This window comes from Parabacteroides sp. AM08-6 (genome assembly GCF_003473295.1).
GTDB lineage: Bacteria > Bacteroidota > Bacteroidia > Bacteroidales > Tannerellaceae > Parabacteroides.
The window spans coordinates 28,117-52,192 of the sequence record NZ_QRMP01000021.1 but is presented as its reverse complement, the minus strand read 5'-3'; the positions used below and the strand labels follow the sequence as shown (position 1 = coordinate 52,192).

The window sequence follows — 24,076 nt, the reverse complement described above, 5'->3', positions numbered from 1 at the left end:
GTTAGTCTTGGAATTGAAGGATTAGTTGCCGTTCGTCCGTCTTTTTCCGTCCCTTTTTTTGGATAAGCAGCCGGCGTACGGCTTCAGGACTTACTTCGTGGATGGTTTGCATGGGCAGCTCATGACAAGTAATGAAATATTGGGCCTTTTTCATCACTACCCCAATTTTCTTTAGTTGTTCGCTCCCCAGCCGGGAATAGCGGCGGGATACGATAATCAATTTGGCGGACTTAACACCGATGCCCGGTACACGGAGCAGGATTTCATAATCCGCTTTGTTTATATCGACCGGAAAAACTTCCGGATGACGGAGTGCCCAGGATAATTTCGGGTCTACTTCCAAGTCCAAATCCGGGTAAGTATCGTTTACAATCTCGTCCACCTTGAATTGGTAGAAGCGAAGCAACCAATCAGCTTGGTAAAGGCGGTTCTCTCGTACAAGCGGCGGTTGTTTGAGTGCCGGAAGACGGTTGTCGTACTCATTCACAGGAATAAAGCCTGAATAATAAACGCGCTTCATTGTCGGACGTTGATAGAGAGCAGACGAAAGATGTAAAATGTCTTTGTCCGAATCAGGCGTAGCTCCGATTATCATTTGTGTACTTTGCCCTGCAGGAACAAAACGCGGAGCGTGGCGGAAACGCTTTCGTTCTTCCGCGCTTTGGAGAACGCCTTGCTGAATATAACGCATCGGTTGGAATACACTTTTAAAATCTTTTTCGGGAGCCAGCAATTGCAAGCTCTTTTCGTTGGGAATTTCGATGTTTACGCTCATACGGTCGGCATAAAGCCCTGCCTCGTTCACCAGTTCCTGGCTGGCTCCGGGAATACTTTTCAGGTGAATATACCCGTTGAAACGGTGTACCAGCCGAAGGTCTTTTACCACACGAACCAGGCGTTCCATCGTGTAGTCGGCATTGCGAACGACTCCGGAGCTTAGGAAAAGTCCTTCGATATAATTACGGCGATAAAATTCAATCGTCAGGTTGACCAGTTCGGTTACCGAGAGAGTTGCCCGCCGGATATCGTTACTCCTGCGGTTAATACAATAAGCGCAGTCGAACATACAATAGTTTGTCAACATGATTTTGAGTAACGATATGCATCGTCCGTCCTCCGCAAAGCTATGGCAAATACCCCATCCTGCCGCACTTCCGATGCCGCCGCTTTTACTGGAACGCGACGTTCCGCTGGAAGCGCAGGAAACATCATATTTGGCAGACTCAGCCAATATCTTTAATTTTTCGAGAACACTTTCGTCCATATCATACATGGGGATTTCTGAACAAAAATAAGAAGAAATTCTTAGGATTATATCTTTCCGTATGGCGGATTTAGTTAAAGTTTTCATTTATTTGCCGGTTGCCTTATGAAAGAATACTTACAAGCATATCGGACAAGTGCATCTCCTTTTTTTATAAAGTTACCACAAGTGTGATATATAGTAGAAAAATTAGTTACCTTTGCCTTATAAGTGATAATTTTTATGAAGTACACAACCAGCGGGCTTTCGTGGGCAGACCTGTTGGAACCAGGCATTACTTATTGTTAGGATACCCCGGGAATGACGTAGACTTTAAACGAAACAAATCAATTTATGCGAAAAAGAAACTTTTTATTATCTATGTTTGTGATACTCCTTCTCGGAGGTCAGGTCATTTGGGCACAGGATGCTGACTTTTCTAAGCTTTCCCCTTATACCCGTATCCTTCTTGACAAAGTAGCCAGTCAAGATACGCTTTCCGGATTATTAAAAAGCGGAATGTCCGGAAATAAACTGTCCGCTTTTGTAAAGGTGGCCGACGAGAAAGGTTGGGATGTTTTAATATCCGCCGGTTGCGAGATACAAACCCGGGTGAACGACAGAGCGACAGTTTTAATACCCTACAAGTCTTTGGAAGCATTGTCCGAACAACCGGAGATAGCATATATCCAAGCAGCCCGTCCGATGGTCGCTTCCATGGATTCGGCTTTACGCGCATCGGATGTATTACCTGCACACTTAGGTATGGGATTGTCGCATCCATATACCGGAAAAGGGGTAATTATCGGGGTTATAGATCAGGGTATGGACTATACGCATCCTACCTTTTATGATGCGGAAGGAAAAAACTTTCGTATTAAAAGAGTTTGGGACCTGAACTCGGATGATACCCACGAAGAATTAGTTACTCAGGAGGAAATACTGAGAGCCGGAGGATCTCTCGATTCGAAAACCGTGACACATGCTACTCATGTGGCGGGTATTGCAGCCGGAAGCGGAGCAGGCACTCCTTATAAAGGTGTTGCTTACGAGAGTGATTTGTGTTTGGTTCCCAGTAGCTTTTCTGACGTTGATTTGGCAAATAGTATCAATTATATCTTCCAATATGCGGAGGGAGAAGGGAAGCCTTGCGTCGTGAATTTGAGCCTTGGCAATGGGTTGGGGCCTCACGATGGGACTGATAACTTAGATTATATGATTAATGAGTTCTGCGGGCCGGGTAAGATTGTTACGGCTGCTGCGGGTAATAGCGGTGATATGCCGCTCTATGTCGATTTAATGACCCCATCCGATACATTGCGAACTTTTGTTTTGCGTACAAGCGGTCCGGATAGTCCCCATACCTTTATAGATTTGTGGGGAGATAAGCAAGAAGGTTTATTCTCCGTCTGTTTGGATTTGTATGACACAAAACAAGGAAAGACAATACAAACCAGTGACTTCATTTCCGTGGATAATAGAAGGGGAGGAACCTATAAATTTAATAGTGAGGACAAAAGCCGTACTTATAAAGTCTCTTTCCGTCCTCAACTTTATTCGGAAAACGGGAAATATAATATGATGATTTATATTGAATATCCAAAAAATACAGAGAACGAGGAAGTCTTTTTATTGAGAACAGCAACGAAAGGTACGCCGGTAAGAGCTTGGAGCTTTGAGAATAGCCTTTTCTCCGACTTAGGAAAGGGGACCCGTTACCGGGCTGGCAGCAGCGATTATTCTATTAATTCACCGGCCACAGCCTCCGAAGTTATTTCCGTAGGTGCTTATGCCGCTCGTTTTAAGTTTAGAAATGTATATGGAAAACAGCTTTATTGGGATGGTTATTATAGGAACGAATTAGCACTCTTTTCCAGTGTCGGTCCGACTTTGGATGGACGAATCAAACCGGAAATTACTGCGCCCGGACATTTGGTAGTCTCTTCTTTCAGTTCATTTTATCTGAACACTCAAGCCGGAATGGATGCAGACAGCCTCTATATCGTAAAGAATATAACTAAGGACGGTAAACAATATTCCTGGGGAGCCATGAGTGGAACTTCTATGGCAACACCGTTTGTTTCCGGAAGTATTGCTCTTTGGCTTCAGGACAATCCAACTCTTTCGCCCGATGATATCAGGGATGTGTTTTCTCGTACTGCTATTCGGGATAAAGGCATTGAATATCCTAACGGGGCATGGGGGTATGGAAAGATTGACGTATACAAAGGACTTTTGGATGTATTAGGTACAGAAACTTCGAATGAAGAGATACTTACAACTTCTCCTCAAGAAGCTGTTTCGGTTTATAACGGAAGTACTCCCGGCAGTTTTCATATCCGTTGGGCATCTATGCCCGAAACTTTTACCGTGCATGTTTATGATGCTGCCGGACGTCATTGGTACGGAGAAAAGGTCAATACTCCTTCATCGGTCGATTACCGGATAAACGTTGGGCAGCTTCCTTCGGGTGTCTACTTCGTACGGATTGCGACGGAGAAAGGAACGGTCAGCCGTAAATTGAAGTTGTAATGTAACCGTCAGATATTAAATAAAATCGGCTCCTTATTCATTCTCAAAAGAAGAGAAAAGAATAAGGAGCCGTTTTGTCTCATACGGGAAATAAATCTGTACGCATTATTCTTCTTCCAGTTTACCTACCATCTTGGATGGATCGACCCATTCGTCAAATTCTTCTGCGGTAAGCAGGCCCAGTTCGATGGCAGCCTGTTTCAATGTTTTATTCTCTTTATAGGCTTTCTGGGCGATAGAAGCGGCTTTGTAATAACCGATTTTCGGGTTTAAAGCCGTCACAAGCATCAGTGAGTCGTCCAGATGTTTCTGAATGTTTTCCCGGACAGGCTCGATACCAACGGCACAACGGTCATTGAAGTTGAGGCAACCTTCACCAATGAGGCGTGCACTATGCAGGAAATTATAGATAATCATCGGTTTGAATACATTCAGTTCGAACTGCCCATTGGCCCCTCCGACCGAAATAGCTACGTCATTTCCCATAACTTGGGCTGCAATCATTGTCAAGGCTTCACACTGTGTCGGATTTACTTTGCCCGGCATAATGGACGAACCCGGTTCATTTTCCGGCAAATGTATTTCACCGATGCCGGCTCGTGGTCCCGAGGATAACATACGTATATCGTTAGCAATCTTCATCAGACTGACAGCTACGGTTTTCAAAGCTCCGTGAACTTCTACCAATGCGTCATGGGAAGCAAGTGCTTCAAACTTGTTCGGAGCCTTGACAAAAGGTTGACCGGTCAGTTCGGAAATACGTTTTGCTACACATTCATCGAAGTTGGGAGGAGTGTTGATGCCGGTTCCGACAGCCGTACCGCCGATAGCCAATTCGGCCAGATGCATGAGCGAATTCTTGATAGCATGTATGCCGTGCTCCAGTTGTGAGGCATAACCGCTGAACTCCTGTCCGAGCGTAAGAGGCGTTGCATCCATGAAATGCGTACGCCCTATCTTGACAATTGTCATAAACTGCCGGCTTTTCTTCACCAGCGTAGTATGCAATTTTTCAAGTCCGGGAAGAGTTACTTCCTTCAACATTTTGTATGCGGCTATATGCATGGCCGTCGGAAAAGTATCGTTGGACGATTGAGATTTGTTGACATCATCGTTCGGAGACAGGATTTTTTCTTTGTCGGTCAGTTTGCCACCACTGAGAACTTGTGCCCGGTTCGCAATTACTTCATTCACGTTCATGTTGGTCTGCGTGCCGCTTCCTGTTTGCCAGACGACCAAAGGGAAAGCATCATCCAGCTTGCCTGCAAGGATTTCATCACAGACTCGTCCGATTAAATCACACTTTTCAGCAGACAAAACGCCTGCCTCTTTATTTGCCATTGCCGCCGCTTTTTTCAGATATGCAAAGGCATAAATCACCTCTTTGGGCATCCGGTTAATGTCACGCGCAATCTTGAAGTTGTCCACACTGCGCTGTGTTTGTGCTCCATAATAAGCATCAACGGGAACTTTCACTTCTCCCATTGTATCTTTTTCTATCCGATATTCCATAATATGCTATTTTATTAATGTCTGTTTATTATAAAACCAAACGAGCTTTGAATTGTTCGTGCGTACACATATAATGGTAAGAAAATACGAATAACAGCAAAGCATACAGATAGTCTGCTGTCCAATAAATAGCTAATGGTAGCGACGGATACAAAGAGAGTATATACAGGTAGACCAAATATACAAGGATTGTCATTGCCTGGAATAGGAAAGCGATACGGGTATGTCCCGTGCCTATGACTGCATTACAATAGGTATATCCCGGTACCGACAGAAAATAACTTGACAACATCACTATATACGGAAGGAAAGCTTCCCTTAGTAGTGTCTCGTCTCCGGTGTAAATCCTGAGTACATAGTTCGCTCCCAAAAGCGCCAACAGGACGAACGGGACGCCGACAAGATAACTTAACCGAATTACTTTCCGGCACAGAGACAGGATGTATTGTCTTTCTCCAGCTCCCAGAAGGTTGCTTACCAGTGCACTGGTTGTCGTTGCGAACGAATTTAAAATCACAAAGAATATCGTAAAAACATTCCGTATGATGTTCGCAACCGCCAACTGTGTTTCTCCTAAATGTTCAATGATAACAAAAAAGAGAAGCCAGGGAATGACACAAATGAACGAACGTATCATTGTCCAGACCGACATTTTTGTGAGTTGCCACAACAATCGGAAATCGTAAACCGCATTTAACCCATATCTTATACTATTGACTTTTTTTCCGGTATATAGAATAAAAAAGAGTAAAGAGAAGCCCTCCGCCAGTGAAGAAGCCAGTCCTGCTCCGGCAATCCCCATCGCCGGAAGTCCACCATATCCGAATATCAGCAGGAAATTTAACACTACATTGGCCAAAACCATTAATATGGAATTGACAATTAATACCTTTGTTTTCGTGATTCCGACAAAGAAAGAACGGAAAACCAATACGGGAAAAGCGAAAAACAGTCCGTAACAGCGCCAACTTACATAGTCCGTAACTGCCTGCCTGACAGCCTCCGACGAAATAATCCGTCTCAATAATATGGGAGAAAAAAGCTCGGACAAGAGGCAGACTGTCGCAGACAGTCCGATTAGAAAATACTGCCCTTGCCAGAATATCCGTCCGGTGTCTTGCAAACGACCTTCCCCGTTTTTTCGTGCGACCATCACCTGTACACCCAGCCCAAAGCCGAATCCCAGCATATAGATTGCCAGATAATACATGCATGCCAGTGCCGATGCGCCCAATTCTACTTCTCCTACTCGTCCCAAGAAGACAGCATCTGTCATGTTTATTAATTGTTCCATTAGCAGGCTCATCATTATTGGATAGTTGATGTGCCAGATTTGTTTGTATGTAAAGTTCATAATTCAATTTAAAATGTATGCGTCCGGATACACTCCAAACCAGGAATGTACCGTAGCGATGATTAAAAAAGTAATAGAATAAAATACCATACCCTGTATATGTATAGGATAGCGAATGAACAGGCTGGAATCTTTTCGCCTGTTATTTCAGAAGAGAAACGCTATATACAGAGCTGGTGTTTCATGGGTTGAACTTTACTGTTAGAATTGTTTACGGGACAAAGGTAGGACTTTTTCGGATACAAAAGTGGAAGTACCTAAATCTTCTTGAAAAGGAAACATACTCCCTACTTCTCCGCCCACGATAGGACGGTAGGACTTTCTACGTCTACACCGAATTCTGCTGCCTTTTGGAGTATTCGTTGAGCCAGTAGCGGCTTATATTCCTCAGGAGCATAATGGAAATACGCTTCGGCGGCACGGACATGGGCTGCATCCGGCATTGGAAATTCGCGTCTGTCTGGCAATCCGAAGGCAGAATCCGGAAGTTCCCGCCTTTCTGCTGTGTCCAGTTTGTCACTGGAAGTTCTTTTTGTCATTGTCATAACGGTATATTTAGCGAGTTGTTCCTTATAACAACCGAGAAGACAAAAAGACTTCCGGACAGAACTAAAAATACTTAACCGGCAGCTTATTCCACAGGAATACAGATTTCCGTCAGCAAATCTTCTGGTTTTGTCTGGGTGGGGTCATTCAGGTAACGTTCGTAACCGGGTTCATCACGCAGGGAATATCCCATTTCCGGGATGTGTCTGGCATAAATGGTGTCATAGACAGCTTGCAGGTGTTCGTACGAACCTTTATAGAGAAAAGAGGCATACCTGCCTGCCGGTATTTGCTTGGCTCCGACTTCACCTTTGGGTGTCACGGCTACAGGCACTACCATACATACATCGGTACGTAACTTGTCGGGAGAGGTTACTTTCGGGTCATCGTGGTAGATGCAGAGCGGACAGACATCTCCCATCGGGAGGTTTTGTTCGCGTACGAACTGTATCAACTTCATCCATGTCCCACAGTAATCGTTTAGACGGTAATCTCCTGTCAAGCGGATGTAAATAACGTTTCTTACTGGAATTTCTTTCATTTCGCCTTGCAACTGTAAGTCAGGCCATATTTTTTCCGGTTTCATGATTATATATTCTTTATTGTTTCGATACTCATTCGGTGAAATAGAATAGAATTGCCGGAAAGCTTTTGACAAAGAGGAGGGTGCACCGTACCCAATCCGGTAAGCAATGTCGCTGATGGAAAGGTCTGTATAGCGGAGTAACCGGGCTGCAGTCTCGATTCGTGTCCGTACTATAAAGGCTCCAAGAGGTTCGCCCAGGAATGCGCTCATCACCCGGTGGAAATGATAAAGAGACAGATGTGACATTTCCGCCAATCGGTTTAAGTCTATATCTTCTCCCAAATGATTGTTGATATATTCAATTACCTCGTTGACGCGCTTCAGGTACTCTTCTTTTGTCGATGTTCTTTGTTGCATATTCTGTTTCATCTTTTACTTCCGCAAAGATAAGGCGTACTTATACGGATTACTTTTCCAATCTTGCTAACTTATCAACATTTCGCAAGAAACGGGTTTTGCTTTCTCATAAAGAATGTTAGTTTTGTAACCGTAATAATAAGGTAGCGTATAGGCATGACACAAGAGGTTTTAAATTTTGAACGTATCAGGAAAGCAATTCGTTATATCGGTGAGAACTATAAAGCACAACCCTCTCTGGAAGAAGTGGCCGGAGAGGTGAATCTCAGTCCCGACCATTTTCAACGTATCTTTACGGAATGGGCCGGCGTCAGTCCGAAAAAGTTTTTGCAATACATAAGTATCGAACATGCTAAAAGGATATTGAAAGAACGGGAAGCTACGCTTTTTGATACCGCCTTGGAAGTTGGGTTGTCCGGCACAGGACGCCTGCACGACCTTTTTGTCTCGATTGAAGGTATGACGCCCGGAGAGTATAAAAACGGAGGAGAAAAACTGTCAATCGGCTATAGTTTTGCGGAAAGTCTTTTTGGAGAACTGTTGGTCGCTTCAACCGGAAAAGGCATTTGCTATATGGCTTTTGCAGACGAACGTACTGTTGCGCTTGCCGAACTGAAAACCCTTTTCCCGAATGCCTCTTACCGAGAACAGCCTGATGATATTCAGCGGCAGGCCGTTGCCTTTTTCCAACAGGACTGGCAGAACCCGAAATCCATCAAGCTGCATGTAAAAGGAACGGACTTCCAGCTGAAAGTTTGGGAAGCATTATTGAAAATTCCAATGGGAAAGCTGGCTACTTATGGTGATATAGCCAGCCGTTTGAATAGTCCGAAAGCCTGTCGTGCCGTCGGCTCTGCCGTTGGTGACAATCCGGTTGCCTTTTTCATTCCCTGCCATCGTGTTATCCTATCGACCGGCTTGTTCGGTCAATATCACTGGGGAAGAGAACGAAAGATAGCCCTGATAGGATGGGAAAATGCCCGCACCTCTACGATTGCAACGACAACCATTCCTTAACTCCGTCCACTAATTGTTGGTTTTCGGCAGTCGTCTGTGTTGAAAGCCGGATATAGGTTTCATCCAAACTCCGGAAATTAGAGGCGTCACGTATCAGGATACCGTAATTGTCCCAGAGGTATTGTTTCAGGGAAGCAGCCGTCCCGTTTTTCAGGCGGACAAGGAAGAAGGTCGTACAGGTTGGCTGTACTTCCAAACCATCCAGTTTACTCAGTTGATAAATAAATTCGGCTGTCTCACGTTGCCATTTGCGAATAGGAAGCGTGAACTGTGCCGGGTGAATCAGGATATATTTGCTGGCTTCGATGGCCATTGCGTTGACCGACCAGGGTATGATATACTTGTTGATTTCCTCTGTCTTTTCCGGTGTCGCAATCAAATACCCGATACGTAAACCGGGTACGTTGTAGGCTTTAGAAATGGACTGTACCAATATCAGGTTGGGATTGTTCTTTATATCCGAAGGTTTCAGCATTTCTTCTGTAGTGAAGGCAACGTATGCCTGGTCGATTACAAAAGTTGTCTGACGGTTGGCGGCTATTAATTTCAGCAGTTCGGTACGGTGTATTAATTTCCCGTCCGGGTTGTTCGGGTTGCAAATCCAGCAGAAATCCTGTCCTTCCAGCGAGAGTTCCGAAAGATCGTCCGAAGTAGGAAAGAAGCTCACTTCATGTCCGTGTAGGAGGCAAGCGTCTTCATATTCCGAAAATGAGGGGACGGCAATTGTGGATTTCGCTCCCTTCCAAGTTTGTGCCAATAGATAAAAAGCCGTAATAGAGCCGTTTGTCACTACAACATTCTCTTCCTTTATTTCATAGCGACGGGCCAACAGACGTTTCAGCGAGCCGGCATCCGGTTCCGGATAGCGTGTCAGTTTATCGAACTGTCCGTTTAAATGTTCTTTCAGCTTTTCCAGATTGGCACCGTGCCATACGTTGGAACTAAAGTTTATCTTTACTTCATTCTGCGAATTGTAGAAATCGTCTCCGTGTCCGAATAGCATATAACTTATAATTTAATTAATGAATGTTGTTTGAATGACAAAGATAAGAATTTTCATATCGCAATTCCTATTTTTTATTTATTAAGCGCTTTGTAAATTGTATCCTGTATGCGGGGACGGATATCCAACTGTCCCAGCTTGTTGTTGGCACGGGTTGGATGGACACGGTTGGAAAGGAAAATATAAATCAACTTGTTGTCCGGATCAACCCAAAAGCATGTACCGGTATATCCGGTATGTCCGTAAACGGAAGCAGGCGCCAATATACCGCAAGGCGAAGCATTGGCATTTCCCGGGACAGGCTTGTCGAAGCCCAATCCCCGGCGGCTGGACGGGCTTTTGCTCTGTGTGAACAGGCGGCTTGTTTCGGCCGATAGATAAGGTTCGCCCCCATACGTCCCGAGGTTCAGGTACAGTTGGAGAACTTTTGCCAAGTCGTTGGCATTGGAGAACAGACCGGCATTCCCGGAGACACCTCCCTGGAATGCAGCCGCTTCGTCGTGTACATATCCGCGTAATAGTTGCCGGCGCACAAAACCATCATTCTCAGTCGGCACGATTTGCAGCGTATCCATCACATGCAACGGGTTGTAAGTCGTGTACCAGGCTCCCAGGCGGCTGAAGAAATCGTCGTGCAATAGTTCGTCCATCGGTCGCTTCATCTGGTTTTCCACCATCATCTTCAGTAGGATAAAGTTGATGCAACTGTACTTGTACTTTCCCCTGCCTGTCAGACGGGACTTCTTTATATCTTGTATAATTGTATCTTTAAACGTATCGTTTACGTAGAAATTACGCGCCACTTCGGTAGTGAAACCGGGCTTCTTTGTTTCCGATACCAACGAGGGAAGGTAAGTGAAGTCATTGCGTACATACGTCGTGGCATCGAAACGGACCGGATGGGTCGCATTTTTCGCAGAACTGTAGAGGCTGCCTTGGTAACTGTCTTTGTCGATAGCATCCAAGTAAAAGTTGATACTTGGCGTCAAGCCGGACTGATGATATAGCAGTTCCTTGATATTCAAATCCTTTTTGTCGGATTGCTTCAATTCCGGAACAAAATCGGAAATCTTGTTATTGAGGGTGAACTTCTTTGCGTCGTAAGCTTTCATGACAGCCAGCAATGTCCCGGTAGCTTTGGATGAAGAGGCCAGGTCGTACACGGCATTTTCGTCGACAGGCTGTTTTTTATCAAAACTATAATGGCCGAATGATTTGTTGTAGATAATCATTCCATCTTTGGCAACCAATACCTGGCAGCCGGGATAAGCATTCTTGTCCACTCCTTCCTGTGCAATTGAGTCGATAGCCTGCATGCGAATTGCGTTTAGCCCCACCTCTTCAGGTTCGTGGTAACCTAAGCGCGTTTTTTCCGTAAAGATGCCGCTTCCGGCATAATACAATCCGGGAATGGACACAGGTAGTTTCCCTTTAGCTGCAATTCCTCCGTAGATAAGCTGTGCTGCGTATTCCTGTGCCAGCGGAGTTCCTTCAAAAGCCATCACCACGGCTTTGGCTTTTGAGATGGAAGCCTTATATTCTTTACAGAAATAGGGAAGGGTAAAGAAGGTCAGTATGACTTCTTTCTTGGCTGTCAACTGACGTATAGCCTGACTTTCCGGAATACGGACTGTGTGTATGCCGAAAATAATCCGGTCGTATTTATCCAATTTCTTGTAAACTTGTTGGGTTTGTGCGGTTGTTGCTGTCCGGCTGATGCTGAATACCGCAACCGAGTCGTAGCGGGATAACATCTTGATGAAATCGCTGTCCGTATCATCGCCGATGGAGACAACCGCCGTTTTCTTTTTATCCAGTTGCTTCAAAGGAATAACGTTCTCTTCGTTTTTCAGCAACGTGATGGCTTCTGAATTCAGCTTGGCCGCCAGCCATGCGGCATGGGGGGAGTTGAGGCGTTCGGATAGTCCCTTGGTTTGGATAGGACGGTAATTGTTCAATCCGGAGATATATTTGTATTGAAGCACCTTCAGGCATTTGGCTTCGATGTCCTCCATCTTCAGAATGCCTTCGTCGATTGCTTCTTTTACAGCCTTGAAGTCGTTTACCGGAGCTGTTGGAGCCAGCAGGATGTCGTTCCCGGCCAGTAAAGCCATAACGGATGGGTTGTCGGACTTACGTGCCGAAGCCCCTTTCATCGCTAGGGCGTCTGTAAAACAGAGACCTGTAAACCCGAGTTTTTCGCGCAATATGCCGGTTACTATCGGTTTCGAAAGCGAAGCAGGTCGGTTTCGTGCCTTATCCAAGGCGGGAACAAACAGGTGACCGGTCATCACACCGGCAAAACCTTCGCGGACATATTCCCTGAATGGAAAAAGTTCAACACTGTCCAAGCGGGATAAATCGTGGTGCACAGTCGGAAGTGTATAATGGGAGTCTTCGGATGTATCGCCGTGACCCGGAAAATGTTTGGCGACGGAAATAATTCCTTCTCCTTCCAATCCACGCGAATATGCAATCCCCTTTTCAGCTACGGCATGCGGATTTTCTCCAAAAGAGCGGAGACCGATAACCGGATTTTCCGTATTACTGTTTACATCCATATCGGGTGCGAAGTTGATGTGGATGCCCATTTCTTTGCATTGGCGGGCTACTTCGCGGCCATATTCCAGAATTAAGTTATTATCCTCAATCGCTCCCAACATCATATTCTTCGGGAAACGCGTGGTACCGGCAAGGCGCATGGACAGCCCCCATTCGCCATCTAGGGAAACCAGCATCGGGACGCGGGATGCCTTTTGCAGACGGTTTGTCATTTCCGCTTGTGTCACCGGGTCGCCTTTATGGAACAGAATACCGCCGATTTTTACCTCATTTACATAACGTGTCAGGCGTTGTATGTTGCGAGTGTCGGTTTTCAGGTCGGCAATAACCATGAAAAGCTGGCCGATACGTTCGTCATAGCTCATCGTATCGAAAATTGAATCCACCCAATGATTCATCTTTTCTTTATCGACGGAGCGGTAAAAGTTCGGCGTTGTCTGTGCTAATCCGGAAAGTGCGCAAACACAGCTAATTAAGAGGATATATATCTTTTTCATCTTCACTAAAGCATAATTACTCTCCAAATGTAAGAATTTTACTGTTATATTTTTATCTTTGGAACGTTTACCAATTAATTTTAATCTAATTCAAAGACGTATGCGAAGAAGACATTTTATGAAGTTGGCCGGTTTGTTGGCCGCTGTACCAGCATTGAAAGCAAGCAATGAGGTTGAAGAAATCACCGGAAGTACGGTGGCAGTAGAAAAAGAGATTTACGAATGGCGTATCTATACGCTGGTGGGCGAAGGCACGGAGTTGGACACCTTTTTCAAGGAAGTGCTTATTCCGGTTTACAATCGAAAGAAGATTCAAGTGGGAGCTTTCGTGCCTTATAAGAAAGAAGAAAAGGAACGCCGGTTGCTCCTTTTCGTTTATCCGGATATAACGACTTATTATAAAGTGAAACGGGAAATCTGGAACGACAGTACTTTCCGTAAAGCTGCGCAACCTTTTTATGATGCGACAGCGCCTAATCCGGTGTATACCAATTTCGAGTCGTTCCTCTGCGAAGCATTCGACAAAGTGCCGCAACTCCATCAGCCGGACAAAGACCGCACGCTGTTTGAACTGCGAACCTATCACAGCCCCAACGAGGAAGCGAACCAGCGCAAAGTTGCCATGTTCAACAAGGACGAACTGGCTATCTTCGACAAGGTGGGAATAAATCCTGTCTGCTACGGAGAGATACTGGCCGGTTCGCGCATGCCTGCTTTGATGTATCTTACCTGGTATAAGGATGAGCCGACGCGCAATGCCGCTTGGGCTAAGTTTGGTGCGCATCCGGACTGGAAAAGAATAATGGGATTACCGGAATATGCTTATACAGCTACGAACAATCAGAGTTTGTATTTGTCACCGTTGGATTATTCTCAAATATGATTATGAAACGTGTCTATATTCTTGCTCTATTCCTTAGTTTTGTCATTCTTGCCGGGTATGCTCAAACGGAAGAAACTATCGATGAAGAAGGTAAAGTTCCGGCTTATACTTTACCGGCCCTATTGGAGAGTAATGCCGGCCGGAAGATAACCACGGTAGAGCAGTGGGAAGAAATTCGCCGTCCGGAATTGCTTACCCTCTTTACCGAACAAGTTTATGGCAAATCACCGGTAGGAGAGGTAGACGTCTCTTACCGGAAATTGGATGATAATCACAGTGCTGTGGAAGGCAGTGCTACCCGCAAACAGATAGAAATCACGTTCAGTAAAAATGGAGTTCGGCGTAAAGCGTTATTGTTATTGTATTTGCCTAATCAGATAAAGACACCTGTCCCTGTTTTCTTTGCCTGCAATTTTCAGGGAAACCAGACTATTAGTACAGATCCTGATATTATCGTTTCTTCAGACAATCCGCGTGGATGTGCTCAGTCCCGTTGGCCGGTTTCTAAAATTATTGATGCAGGATACGGATTGGCTACTGTCTACTATTTCGATTTCTTTCCTGATCGGAAAGACGGACATGCCGAAAGTGTACTTGCTCTTTTTGGAATTCGGGGAGAGCAAGATATTGCTTCAGATGGCGGGCAGGCTCTTTCTGCCTGGGCTTGGGGCATCAGCCGGATGATGGATTACTTTGAAACAGACCGCCAGATTGATGCTTCGCGCATTATTCTGATGGGACATTCCCGTCTGGGTAAGGCTGCACTTTGGGCCGGTGCACAGGATTCACGCTTTTCTATCGTTATTTCCAACTGCTCGGGATGCGGAGGTGCAGCTCTTTCAAAAAGGGCATTCGGGGAAACGGTCGGTACTATTAATAACGCTTTTCCGCACTGGTTTTGTAAGAATTTCCGGCAATATGGGAGAAACGAAGTGGCTTTGCCTGTCGACCAACACGAATTGATAGCTCTGATTGCTCCACGTCCGGTTTATGTTGCAAGTGCCGAGGAAGATTTGTGGGCTGACCCAAAAGGGGAATTCCTTTCCGCTTTCTATGCCGGCGATGTGTATCGGTTGTATGGCTTGGAAGGATTGCAATCGGATGTGATGCCGGTTGTTAATTCGCCGGTTGTTCACCGTGTAGCTTATCATATCCGGACAGGAAAACACGATGTAACGGACTTTGACTGGGAGAATTACATTAAATTTGCCGACAAATGGCTAAAATAATTCAGACCGATTTGCACATCAAATATTTATTTCGTTACTTTGCACCCGCTTTACGTAATCTCTGTCGGGAAAAGTAGCCCGTTATATTGCGTTTCATTAAACATTACAATTAAAAAGCTATAAACAATGGATTTAATTAAAGTTGTAGAAGAAGCGTTTGCTACAAAGAAGGAACATCCTTCATTTAAAAGTGGTGACACGATTACAGTAGCTTACCGTATTAAAGAAGGTAACAAGGAACGTATCCAGCAGTATCGTGGTGTTGTTATCCGTATCTCTGGACACGGTGACAAAAAACGTTTCACGGTTCGCAAAATGTCTGAGAATGTGGGTGTGGAAAGAATTTTCCCGATTGAATCACCGTTCATCGAAAGCATCACTGTTAACAAACTTGGTAAAGTACGTCGCGCTAAATTGTATTATCTGCGTGCTCTTACCGGTAAGAAAGCAAGAATCAAAGAAAAGAGAGTGTAATCTCTCCGGTTCTATTGCCATACAAAAAAGCCATTCGGTTCGTTCCGGATGGCTTTTTTGTTTTTAACTCTTAACCTAAATATTTCACAAAGCCTTTTAATATACGGAACAGGTGTTACCGGAGATATAAAAAAAGCTACTGATATAAATGAATTTTCATACCGACGAATCTCTGATTTTTATAGGAACAATTTTAATGTTGATAATTATCAGCCAACTGGCCGACGGTTATCAACCAGCTGGCCGATAATTATGAGCCAACTGGCTGACGATTGTCAGCCAGTAAATACCTTGAATACTAATGCTTGTATGATAGGGAGGAAATTTTTATTTGACTGGAGGGTTCTTTTATTCTTGCTGACAGATTTCAGAGTTCTTGCCGGGAGCATGTTTTTTATAGGGAAATGATGGCTACAATTTCACCCGATGGAACAATTCATTGAGCGTGTAAGTAACGGTGAATCCCGTGAAACTGCTTTGTAACACATTGCTATTCAGTTGTGTACGGTCATGGAAGAAGGCAACGTTGATGCGTCCGTTTATCACAGGGAAACCGAATCCGGCCGTGACTCGCCAAGAAAGACCGTTCTGGCTGCTTACATGCATGTATGGGGTGGAAAGCCCGGCCCCGATTTTGTATTCCGTGCGTTTCCAGAAACTGTCGGAAGGATATTGGCTGGGAAGGTAGCAAACACCTGCTCGTAATTCGTGTGCGTCATGAAACGTGACGCGGCTTGCTCCCGACGTCAATGAACTGTAACGACGGAACAAATAATCCAATCCGTACGTCCATTTCTTATATAGGAGAGAACTGCCAACCGTTACCGATTGGGGAAGTGTTTGCCGGCTTTTCTTCATTGCATAATCATAACTGCCGGCGCTTTCCGTGATGGTTTGGGTTTTTTCCATGGCGATTTTCCGCCCCAGACCGTAAACGGCTCCAACTGTCAGGTAAAGTTCGCGTCCCAACGCCCGGTGGTATTGAACTCCGAAATCGGCAGAGCAAGTATATCCGTAAAGCGCTTGTGAGACTGCCATTGTACTCTGACTTTCCGATTGCGACATGTTTCCGAAAATATAATTGACTGTGGCTCCCACCGACAACGAGGGCAGGAGCTTAAATGCGTTTGCCAGGTAAACGCGTGACAGTCCGCCGTCTCCGGAGAAAGTACTTGTATAATATGAACCCGGCGAACCTTCCAATTCCTGTGTACTTTGGAAATAGTAACCAACCGAACTATAGGGGGCCAGTCCCACGGCTGCATACCAACGTGGAATGATGCGGCCGGCCATGACGAAACGCGACAGATTGCCGGTGAAAGCATCGTGGCTGCTTCCCTTCGACTTGTACGATTCCCATTTGGCAAAGGCTGACACTTCGGCAAGCAGCCTGCAAGTATCGATACCCGTCAGCCCAGCCGGATTGTCCGCATTGATAAGCTGTTTGTTGCGCATACCGGCGGATACGCCGCCCATCGCAGCATTCGAACCATAAAGTCCTGTTTCTATTTCGCCTATTCCGAACATGGAGTAAGGCGAAGAGGTCATTACGTTTTGGGCCGTGAGGGAGGTGGCTGGCAGAAGAAAGGATAAGAAAATGTATTTAATAGCTTTCATATACTTTAAAAGTTAATTGTAAAGTAACGGGTGAACTTCCTTGCTGGTCACGGAATGTAAGGTTGCGGAAGGTCTGAATGTATGTATCTTCGTCGAATACTAACTGTAAACTGTGTTTATACATACCGGAAGCACCGAGTTCTTCTTGTAGAAAAGTGGTGATGTCGAAATAATAGTACGTATTTTCGGAGTAAGTATCGTCTTTCTCCAGAACACCGCTCTGCACTTCGTTCCCGAGATAATCTTTCACAGCATCGGTCACGACATTGTTTTCGTCCGTTATATAAAGATATATGTTGTCAGGAAGCGTATTGTAGTCCGAATATGTACTTGCTTCCGGGTATATCTTTAGATAGGCGGATTCGATGGAGACCCGTTTACCTAACTGAAGGATGTTGTTCAGATGGGGAAATTTCAGCCGGGTATACCAGCCGATGCCGGCAAACAGGAAGCCCCGGTTGTCCAACGCCGCCGATTCCATTTCTACACCTTTGGCCGGAAGATTCTCAAGCACAGTTCCTGTCCGGTCGTGGTCGATATGGTAAAATTGAGTGGTGGTGTTGGCCGATATCACACACTCCTGTTCGTTGACTAAGTCATCCATGATATGATAACGTAGTATTATCGCTGAAGCCGTGTCGCCGACACTGAACGAATACATGCTTTGACAGGAGGCGTCGGGAACAATAACAAGCCCTTTGAAATATGTCTCAAAACGGTCGGAGGAGACTGATAGGTCGCGTGTATGCAGACGTGTCAGCATATCTTGTCCTAATTCGTCAGGTAGACGTATTTCTACATCTACTCCGGTCCGGGGCCTGAAGGTACAAGTCGCAATCGGTTCCGGGTCGTACATGAAAGAGGAATTGTTGTAAAGATAACCATTGTCGTTCAGCTCTACTTTTTCTTGCAAACAGTGTACGGTGAAAGTCTGATACTGACTTGTGTCTCCCAAGGAATAACCGGCGTATTTTAAGGATAGAACCAGAGAGTCGAGCACAACCTTTTCGGATGCGTCCGTATTATATGCCGGAGTATTGTAGGGCAGATAGGCCGACGAAGTCACAGTCCCCCAATATGCATGTGTATAACGTCCGATTAGTGCCAAACCTTGCCCGTCTGTTTCCAAAGAGTCTATTAAAGAGGAGGAAAGTGTAACGGTACAACTGTCTACGCTTATATTACGGAAGGCCGTTTTGACAAGGTTATCGCCAAAAGAGTTATTCTCATCGTAACAGGAAAAAAGGCTACTGCCTATCAAAATGATGGAAATGATAATAAGTGTCTTATTCATTATGAGTACAATTTGTCGATAGCAAAGAACTTTAATCCGTGTTTATTGTGCAAGAAAAACCTGTCGATGGAAGAATTCCGTCAATTAACCGGAGAAAAAAGAGGATTAAGCGACATATATCCGATTATTGCATTATTTCCGGTTTTCGTCCTTTTTATAGCATCGTTTGCCGGAATAAATAGTCTGTTTGCCGATTTTTTTTGCAAGGAAGAGAAAAGGCTTGTTTTTTTGCATCCAGAAAAAAACAGAAACAAGTTTGATGATGACACACAAAAAATTATGGATGCTTCTTGTAGCGTTGCTCCCTGTCATAATTACTTCATGTAGTGATGATGACGATGAAGATTTAATTGGTAACTGGGTCCGCGTATCTGACTTTGACGGTCTGGCACGTTATGATGCTGCCGCTTTTTCAATTGGAAACAAAGGGTATATAGTTGGAGGTTATACAGGTTCTCCCAGTATAGGTCGCCTTTCCGACCTTTGGGAGTATGACATGGATAATGACGCATGGACGCAAAAAGCAAATTTTCCCGGGGTTCCCCGTAATTCGGCTGTTGCTTTTACCGTGGATGGCAAAGGATATATAGGAACCGGATATGACGATAACGAAAATAAGTTAAACGATTTCTATGAATATAATCCCACTACTAATACGTGGACGAAAAAAGCCGATTTTCCAGGTTCGGCACGTTATGCGGCTGTCGGTTTCGGAGTAGCCGGCAAAGGTTATATCGGTGCCGGATACGATGGGAATTATCTGAAGGATTTTTATTCTTTCGACCCGTCTGCCAACAGTTGGACACAAATTGTCAGTATCGGTGGAACCAAACGTATGGGAGCGACCAGTTTCGTTATCGATGATATTGCTTATGTATGCTGCGGTATTAATAACGGAACCTATGAAGATGATTTTTGGAAATATAATCCGTCGACCGGGCAATGGACGCAGCTTCGGGATATATCCGACTCGTCCGATGAGGATTATGACGACGATTACAATATCGTCCGGATGTATGGCTCGGCCTTCGTTATCGACGGAGTAGCCTATCTGACATGCGGAGAGCAGGGAAGTGTAAGGGGCGATACCTGGAAATACTATCCTTCAACCGATTTATGGGAGCAGGTACATAACTTTAAAGGCAGTACGCGTACGTTGTCTGTTGCTTTCTCCAATGGAAGCAGAGGTTTTATCGCTACGGGTAAAAGCGGCACCTATCGCTATGATGATATCTGGGAACTTCATCCATATGATTATGACCCGGATGATGATTGATGTGATGATGATAAAAGCGATGAAAAGGAGAAAGATGGTTCTTTGGAGCCTGATATTGCTGCCGCTGCTGATTATTCTTTTTTATTTCTGTCGCGGAGAAATGGGGTCTTCGCGCAGCCGGCAACCGGAGTTGCAAACGTTTCAATTGGGGAATGGTTGGGGATATAAAATTTTGGTGAATAAAAAGACGTTGATTTATCAACCGACCATTCCCGCAATTGACACGGTTTGTCCCTTCCCCGATGAGCGTAGTGCCCGGCGTACGGGACTTTTGGTATTGAATAGGTTAAAGCATAATTTAGATATCTCGGTAACTATGGAAGATTTAGAACATTCACTCTCTGATTAGAAAAGAAGATTTTCAACATTAAGAAAAGGCCGGCCAGCGATGGTAGGCCTTTTTTTCTTATATGTACCGCCAAGCCGTTTGATTTCGGTTGCTGTATTGATTTTATTGCGTGAATCTCTGCAACTTATAGTGTACTATTTTGTTTCTTTTAATAGATGTATGCTAAATAGCAACAGAAGTCTATTTTATGGGGAAAAAGAAGAAAATAATACGATACCTGTCTGTGGCGATATTATTATCGGCCGCTGCCCTGTTCTTGCTTAATTTTCACCTGACAAAACGTTTGGAACGGTATCTGAAAAAGGAGCTGATACAGCGTACGGCTGATGCTACCGATGGTTTTTATCGTCTTTCGTTCGACGATTTGTCCATTAGTTTTTTTAAAGGAGAATTAAAAATGAAAGGAGTCCGGCTGCAGCCCGATTCTGCTGTATTCCGTAGCTGGACGGCTAAGGACAGCTTGCCTGCAACTTATGTGACGGCCGATGTCGGTGTCATTGATTTTAAAGGGGTAAATTTAGTATGGAGGTGGAATTATAAACAATTACATTTTAATTCTTTTGAGATAAAGCATTCCGAAATAGCAGTATTTAATTCTTATTATTCTTCCCGTACGGAGAAGAAAGTCAGGCAGGCTGAAACGAAAACTTTGTATGAAGTTATTTCTCCTTATATCGATATTTTGAGCGTACAGGTATTGAACTTGGAAAATGCGAGTGTTTTCTATACGGTAGAAAATCCGGTTTCGCCGATTGTCTATCGTCTTGCGAATGCCGATTTCCATGCTTATGGATTTTATTTGGATGAATATTCATCGGAGAGTGGTAAGTTGTTGTATTGTAATGATTTCGATTTTGTTGCCAATCAGCCACAACGATTATTGGCGAATAATGATTTTACACTTGAGACAGATAGTATGTGGTTGAGCACAAAAGATTCGGTTATTTCTATTTCCAATATTCATCTTCAGCCGCAAGGACAATTGTGGAAAGAAATGAAACAAAGGCCGGATAGTTATCTGGATGCACTGATTAAAGCGGTGGAAGTTAAGGGTATTGCTTTCAGACGCGAAAAAGCATTGAATTATCTGACTGCCCATTCCTTTCGTATTAAACAGCCGGATATCAGTGTGTATGGATTTACAGATGAACATGCTGCATCTGAAACAGCCGGGCAGCAAGAAGCAAACCGGATGAATACGGATTCCTTGGTTCGTTCTTTGTCATTGTATGAAATTATATCCCCGGTTCTGCATAGTGTAGCCATCCAGGTAATTGGAATTGAAAAGGCAAAAATGCAGTATTCGTTTGCTGTAAAAGGTACAACGGAAGTTTATAAATTGGCAAATTTTGATTTTCAGGCAAATGATTTTCGGGTAGATTCACTATCCGAAGTCAAACACGGCTTTTGGTATTCGAAAGATTTTGCTTTTGAAGCGAATGATATAGACGGTATGATGGCTGCTCATAATCATCGTTTTGCTATAAAACGTATGGTGTTGAATACCGGAAGCGGTGATTTCAGTATAGAGAAATTTCGTCTTCGCCCTTTATCCATGCGGAGTCGCAACGATTATATGTCCGGCTCGATTGACACTCTTAATATTCGGGGTTTGCGGTACGATAATGGAATTAGTGCCGAGAAATTTAAGATTGATTATCCCCGGTTTCATTATGTCAGAGTCCCGGCAACCCGAAAAAAAGAAGCAGCAAATAAAAAGCCGGTAGATAGTCGTGTGGATGTGGAGGCTATCCTGAATCCGTTTTTGCGCTATTTGTCTGTTAGAGAGTTTCGCCTGAATAATGCAGCTATTATGTTTGACGATAATTGTGCGGATGAACCGGTTACTTATCAATTGAATCATTTTAATTTCTTTGCATCCGATATTCTGGTAAATAAGCAGACAAACAAAGGTTCCGGCTTGTTTTTCAATTATGGAAATATGGGGTTTAGTTTCAGTGATTTTGATAATTATTTACCTGGGAAAGAGTATAAATTATCCATTCGTAAAGGTCAATATTCGACAGTCAAAGGTATATTGAGCTTGAAAGATGTCCGGTTGATGCCTCAGGATTCTTCCTGGAAGAAAGCTCCGCCTACTTATTTCAGTATTCAGACTCCGGATATTTACGTAACCGGATTAAAGCATTTGCCGGAAAATCTGACAAAGAATTTACATCTGGAATCTTTTTGCGTTGAATCTCCTGAAATACGAGTGTTTAGAACGAATGAAGCGGGCATGTCCTTAGTCCTGAACAGGTTTGAAATAGATAAGATTTCCTGGGATAGCACATTATTGGAGGTGGGTACTGTCAATCTGCTAAATCCGGTTGCCGGTATTTGTCCGGGCCCTTCGTTTCCTGTTGTGCACCGCAAGGATTCGTTTTCTGTCGATATTGCAGATATGTATGACCTGCTTGGAAATATAGCCGGGAGAATCTCTTTGCATCGGTTCAATTTGAAGGATGCAGAACTCAATTATGCTTTCCGGGGAAATGCCGATACGTTGGAACATCAAAAACTGGATACAACAAATCTGGTGGTGGAAAATTTGGTTGTGGATAATGAAAAACGGAATTTTTCATTGGGAGATATCCGTTTCTCTACTCGTAATCTGGCTTTTCCATTGGATAACGGTTTTTATACGTTAAAGATAGGCCACGTAGATTTGACAAAAGCGAATTTGAATGTCGAGCGTTTACATTTGGTATCTCTTTATCCTAAAATGGAATTTGCTTATTTGCAGCCGCATCATAAAGACTGGTTTGACGTAAGTGTGGAGAAATTGAATTTTTCCGGTATTGATTTTCCGGCTTATTTTACTGATAAAATCCTTCGGATAAAAGAGGTGCGGATAGGGGATGCCGTATTGCGTAATTTCAAGAACCAACAGATTCCTGTCCCACGTCATATCGTTCCAATGGTTTATTCAGGATTGCAAAAAGCTCCGCTGAAGTTAGATATAGCTCGGGTAGGAGTGACTAATTTGTCGGTTGTTTATGAAGAACTGGCCCTAAAAGGAACTTCTCCCGGGAAGTTGTTCTTTACGGGAATGAATGGTACTTTTTCCGGTTTTACAAATATTGTTTCCGTACCGGAGCAGTATATACGGCTTGATGCGAATGGTAAATTGATGGGAAAAGGTTATTTTACCGCAACATGGTTGCTGCCGGTCGATTCCCTGAACGACCGTTTCGTGCTGAATGCCCGGATGAGTGATTTCGACCTGACTGCCTTGAACGAACTGATTACTCCGTTAGCTTCGGCTGAAATACAAAGTGGTCGTTTGAATGAATTCATATTCCGGACGGAGGCTTCGAGCAAAGGAGCAACAGTCGATATGCTGTTCCTTTACGATGATTTGCGGGCGGCTCTTTTAAAGGAAAAAGACGGCCAACTGGTTGATAAAAAGTTTTTGACAAGTCTCGTGAATCGTGTACTTAAACATGATAATCCCGATAAAACCGGAAAAGAACATAACAAACCAAGACATTCAACTGTTACAATAATAAGAGACCCTTATCATTCCACGTTCAATTACCTGTGGCAAATTCTTCGTCCGGCCTTAGTTGAATCGGTCGGCGTTTCCAAAAAGAAACAAGATACGGCGAAAGGTATTATGACTTTCTTTACAAAAGTGAAGAACTTCTTTCACGGCAAAAAGAAATCTCCGTCAAGGAAGTTGTCCGAAGTGGAGGAGAAGGAGCAGATTTCATTAGATTTTGAACCGGTTAATAAATAAAAG

17 protein-coding genes are annotated in these 24,076 nt (G+C 44.2%); 8 read left to right on the top strand and 9 right to left on the bottom strand.

Translation table 11 applies throughout. The annotated features are described in order from the left end of the window. Position 1 precedes the first annotated feature (1 nt). Positions 2 to 1,264: a putative DNA modification/repair radical SAM protein gene (locus DW103_RS12785; protein ID WP_122276758.1), complete on the bottom strand. Its 1,263-nt coding sequence runs from the start codon at positions 1,262 to 1,264 to the stop codon at positions 2 to 4. A 333-nt stretch (positions 1,265 to 1,597) separates the two neighbouring features. Between DW103_RS12785 and DW103_RS12780 the strand changes: the two genes are divergently transcribed. Further along, a complete protein-coding gene (locus DW103_RS12780) occupies positions 1,598 to 3,775 on the top strand; it encodes a S8 family peptidase (RefSeq protein WP_122276726.1) in 2,178 nt (725 codons plus the stop codon). 105 nt (positions 3,776 to 3,880) lie between these two features. On the opposite strand, the gene fumC is transcribed toward DW103_RS12780, so the two are convergent. The 4 genes from fumC to DW103_RS12760 all read right to left on the bottom strand — a co-directional run bounded on the left by fumC (position 3,881) and on the right by DW103_RS12760 (position 8,130). Further along, the gene (gene fumC, locus DW103_RS12775; RefSeq protein WP_122276724.1) at positions 3,881 to 5,287 is read right to left on the bottom strand and encodes a class II fumarate hydratase; all 1,407 of its coding nucleotides are present in this window, start codon (positions 5,285 to 5,287) and stop codon (positions 3,881 to 3,883) included. Positions 5,288 to 5,315: 28 nt separating this feature from the next. After that, positions 5,316 to 6,641, bottom strand: a complete 1,326-nt coding sequence (locus tag DW103_RS12770) for an MATE family efflux transporter (protein ID WP_122276722.1) — start codon at positions 6,639 to 6,641, stop codon at positions 5,316 to 5,318. Positions 6,642 to 6,928: 287 nt separating this feature from the next. Continuing rightward, positions 6,929 to 7,180, bottom strand: a complete 252-nt coding sequence (locus tag DW103_RS12765; RefSeq protein WP_370453486.1) for a DUF6582 domain-containing protein — start codon at positions 7,178 to 7,180, stop codon at positions 6,929 to 6,931. 92 nt (positions 7,181 to 7,272) lie between these two features. Further along, positions 7,273 to 8,130, bottom strand: coding sequence for a GyrI-like domain-containing protein (locus DW103_RS12760; protein WP_122276756.1), 858 nt, complete (start codon positions 8,128 to 8,130; stop codon positions 7,273 to 7,275). Between the two features lie 156 nt (positions 8,131 to 8,286). Between DW103_RS12760 and DW103_RS12755 the strand changes: the two genes are divergently transcribed. Continuing rightward, entirely contained in the window at positions 8,287 to 9,147 is an 861-nt protein-coding gene (locus tag DW103_RS12755; protein ID WP_122276718.1) for a methylated-DNA--[protein]-cysteine S-methyltransferase, read from the top strand. Here the strand turns inward: DW103_RS12755 and DW103_RS12750 are convergent. Beyond that, positions 9,119 to 10,150: an aminotransferase class I/II-fold pyridoxal phosphate-dependent enzyme gene (locus tag DW103_RS12750; protein WP_122276716.1), complete on the bottom strand. Its 1,032-nt coding sequence runs from the start codon at positions 10,148 to 10,150 to the stop codon at positions 9,119 to 9,121. The two genes, DW103_RS12755 and DW103_RS12750, sit on opposite strands and share 29 nt — an antisense overlap. A gap of 74 nt (positions 10,151 to 10,224) precedes the next feature. Next, positions 10,225 to 13,209, bottom strand: coding sequence for a glycoside hydrolase family 3 N-terminal domain-containing protein (locus tag DW103_RS12745; RefSeq protein ID WP_122276714.1), 2,985 nt, complete (start codon positions 13,207 to 13,209; stop codon positions 10,225 to 10,227). 100 nt (positions 13,210 to 13,309) lie between these two features. Here DW103_RS12745 and DW103_RS12740 point away from each other — a divergent pair, with 100 nt between their 5' ends. From DW103_RS12740 to rplS, 3 genes are all read left to right on the top strand, one after another. Continuing rightward, positions 13,310 to 14,092, top strand: a complete 783-nt coding sequence (locus DW103_RS12740; RefSeq protein ID WP_122276712.1) for an NIPSNAP family protein — start codon at positions 13,310 to 13,312, stop codon at positions 14,090 to 14,092. A gap of 2 nt (positions 14,093 to 14,094) precedes the next feature. Then, positions 14,095 to 15,321: an acetylxylan esterase gene (locus tag DW103_RS12735; RefSeq protein WP_122276754.1), complete on the top strand. Its 1,227-nt coding sequence runs from the start codon at positions 14,095 to 14,097 to the stop codon at positions 15,319 to 15,321. A 126-nt stretch (positions 15,322 to 15,447) separates the two neighbouring features. Beyond that, positions 15,448 to 15,795: a 50S ribosomal protein L19 gene (gene rplS, locus DW103_RS12730; protein WP_122276710.1), complete on the top strand. Its 348-nt coding sequence runs from the start codon at positions 15,448 to 15,450 to the stop codon at positions 15,793 to 15,795. Between the two features lie 411 nt (positions 15,796 to 16,206). On the opposite strand, the gene DW103_RS12720 is transcribed toward rplS, so the two are convergent. Together DW103_RS12720 and DW103_RS12715 are read right to left on the bottom strand one after the other, a co-directional pair. Further along, a complete protein-coding gene (locus tag DW103_RS12720) occupies positions 16,207 to 17,412 on the bottom strand; it encodes a hypothetical protein (protein WP_122276706.1) in 1,206 nt (401 codons plus the stop codon). Next, on the bottom strand, positions 17,399 to 18,706 hold the full coding sequence (locus DW103_RS12715) for a DUF4270 family protein (RefSeq protein ID WP_122276704.1): 1,308 nt from the start codon (positions 18,704 to 18,706) through the stop codon (positions 17,399 to 17,401). The genes DW103_RS12720 and DW103_RS12715 overlap by 14 nt, the downstream gene beginning before the upstream one ends. A gap of 262 nt (positions 18,707 to 18,968) precedes the next feature. Here DW103_RS12715 and DW103_RS12710 point away from each other — a divergent pair, with 262 nt between their 5' ends. The 3 genes from DW103_RS12710 (at position 18,969) to DW103_RS12700 (ending at position 24,073) form a co-directional block, all read left to right on the top strand. Beyond that, entirely contained in the window at positions 18,969 to 19,982 is a 1,014-nt protein-coding gene (locus DW103_RS12710; RefSeq protein ID WP_122276752.1) for a kelch repeat-containing protein, read from the top strand. Beyond that, a complete protein-coding gene (locus DW103_RS12705; protein ID WP_233545684.1) occupies positions 19,930 to 20,331 on the top strand; it encodes a DUF4907 domain-containing protein in 402 nt (133 codons plus the stop codon). Before DW103_RS12710 ends, DW103_RS12705 begins: the two co-directional genes overlap by 53 nt. Positions 20,332 to 20,518: 187 nt before the next feature. Next, positions 20,519 to 24,073: a hypothetical protein gene (locus DW103_RS12700; RefSeq protein WP_122276702.1), complete on the top strand. Its 3,555-nt coding sequence runs from the start codon at positions 20,519 to 20,521 to the stop codon at positions 24,071 to 24,073. Positions 24,074 to 24,076: the final 3 nt, after the last annotated feature.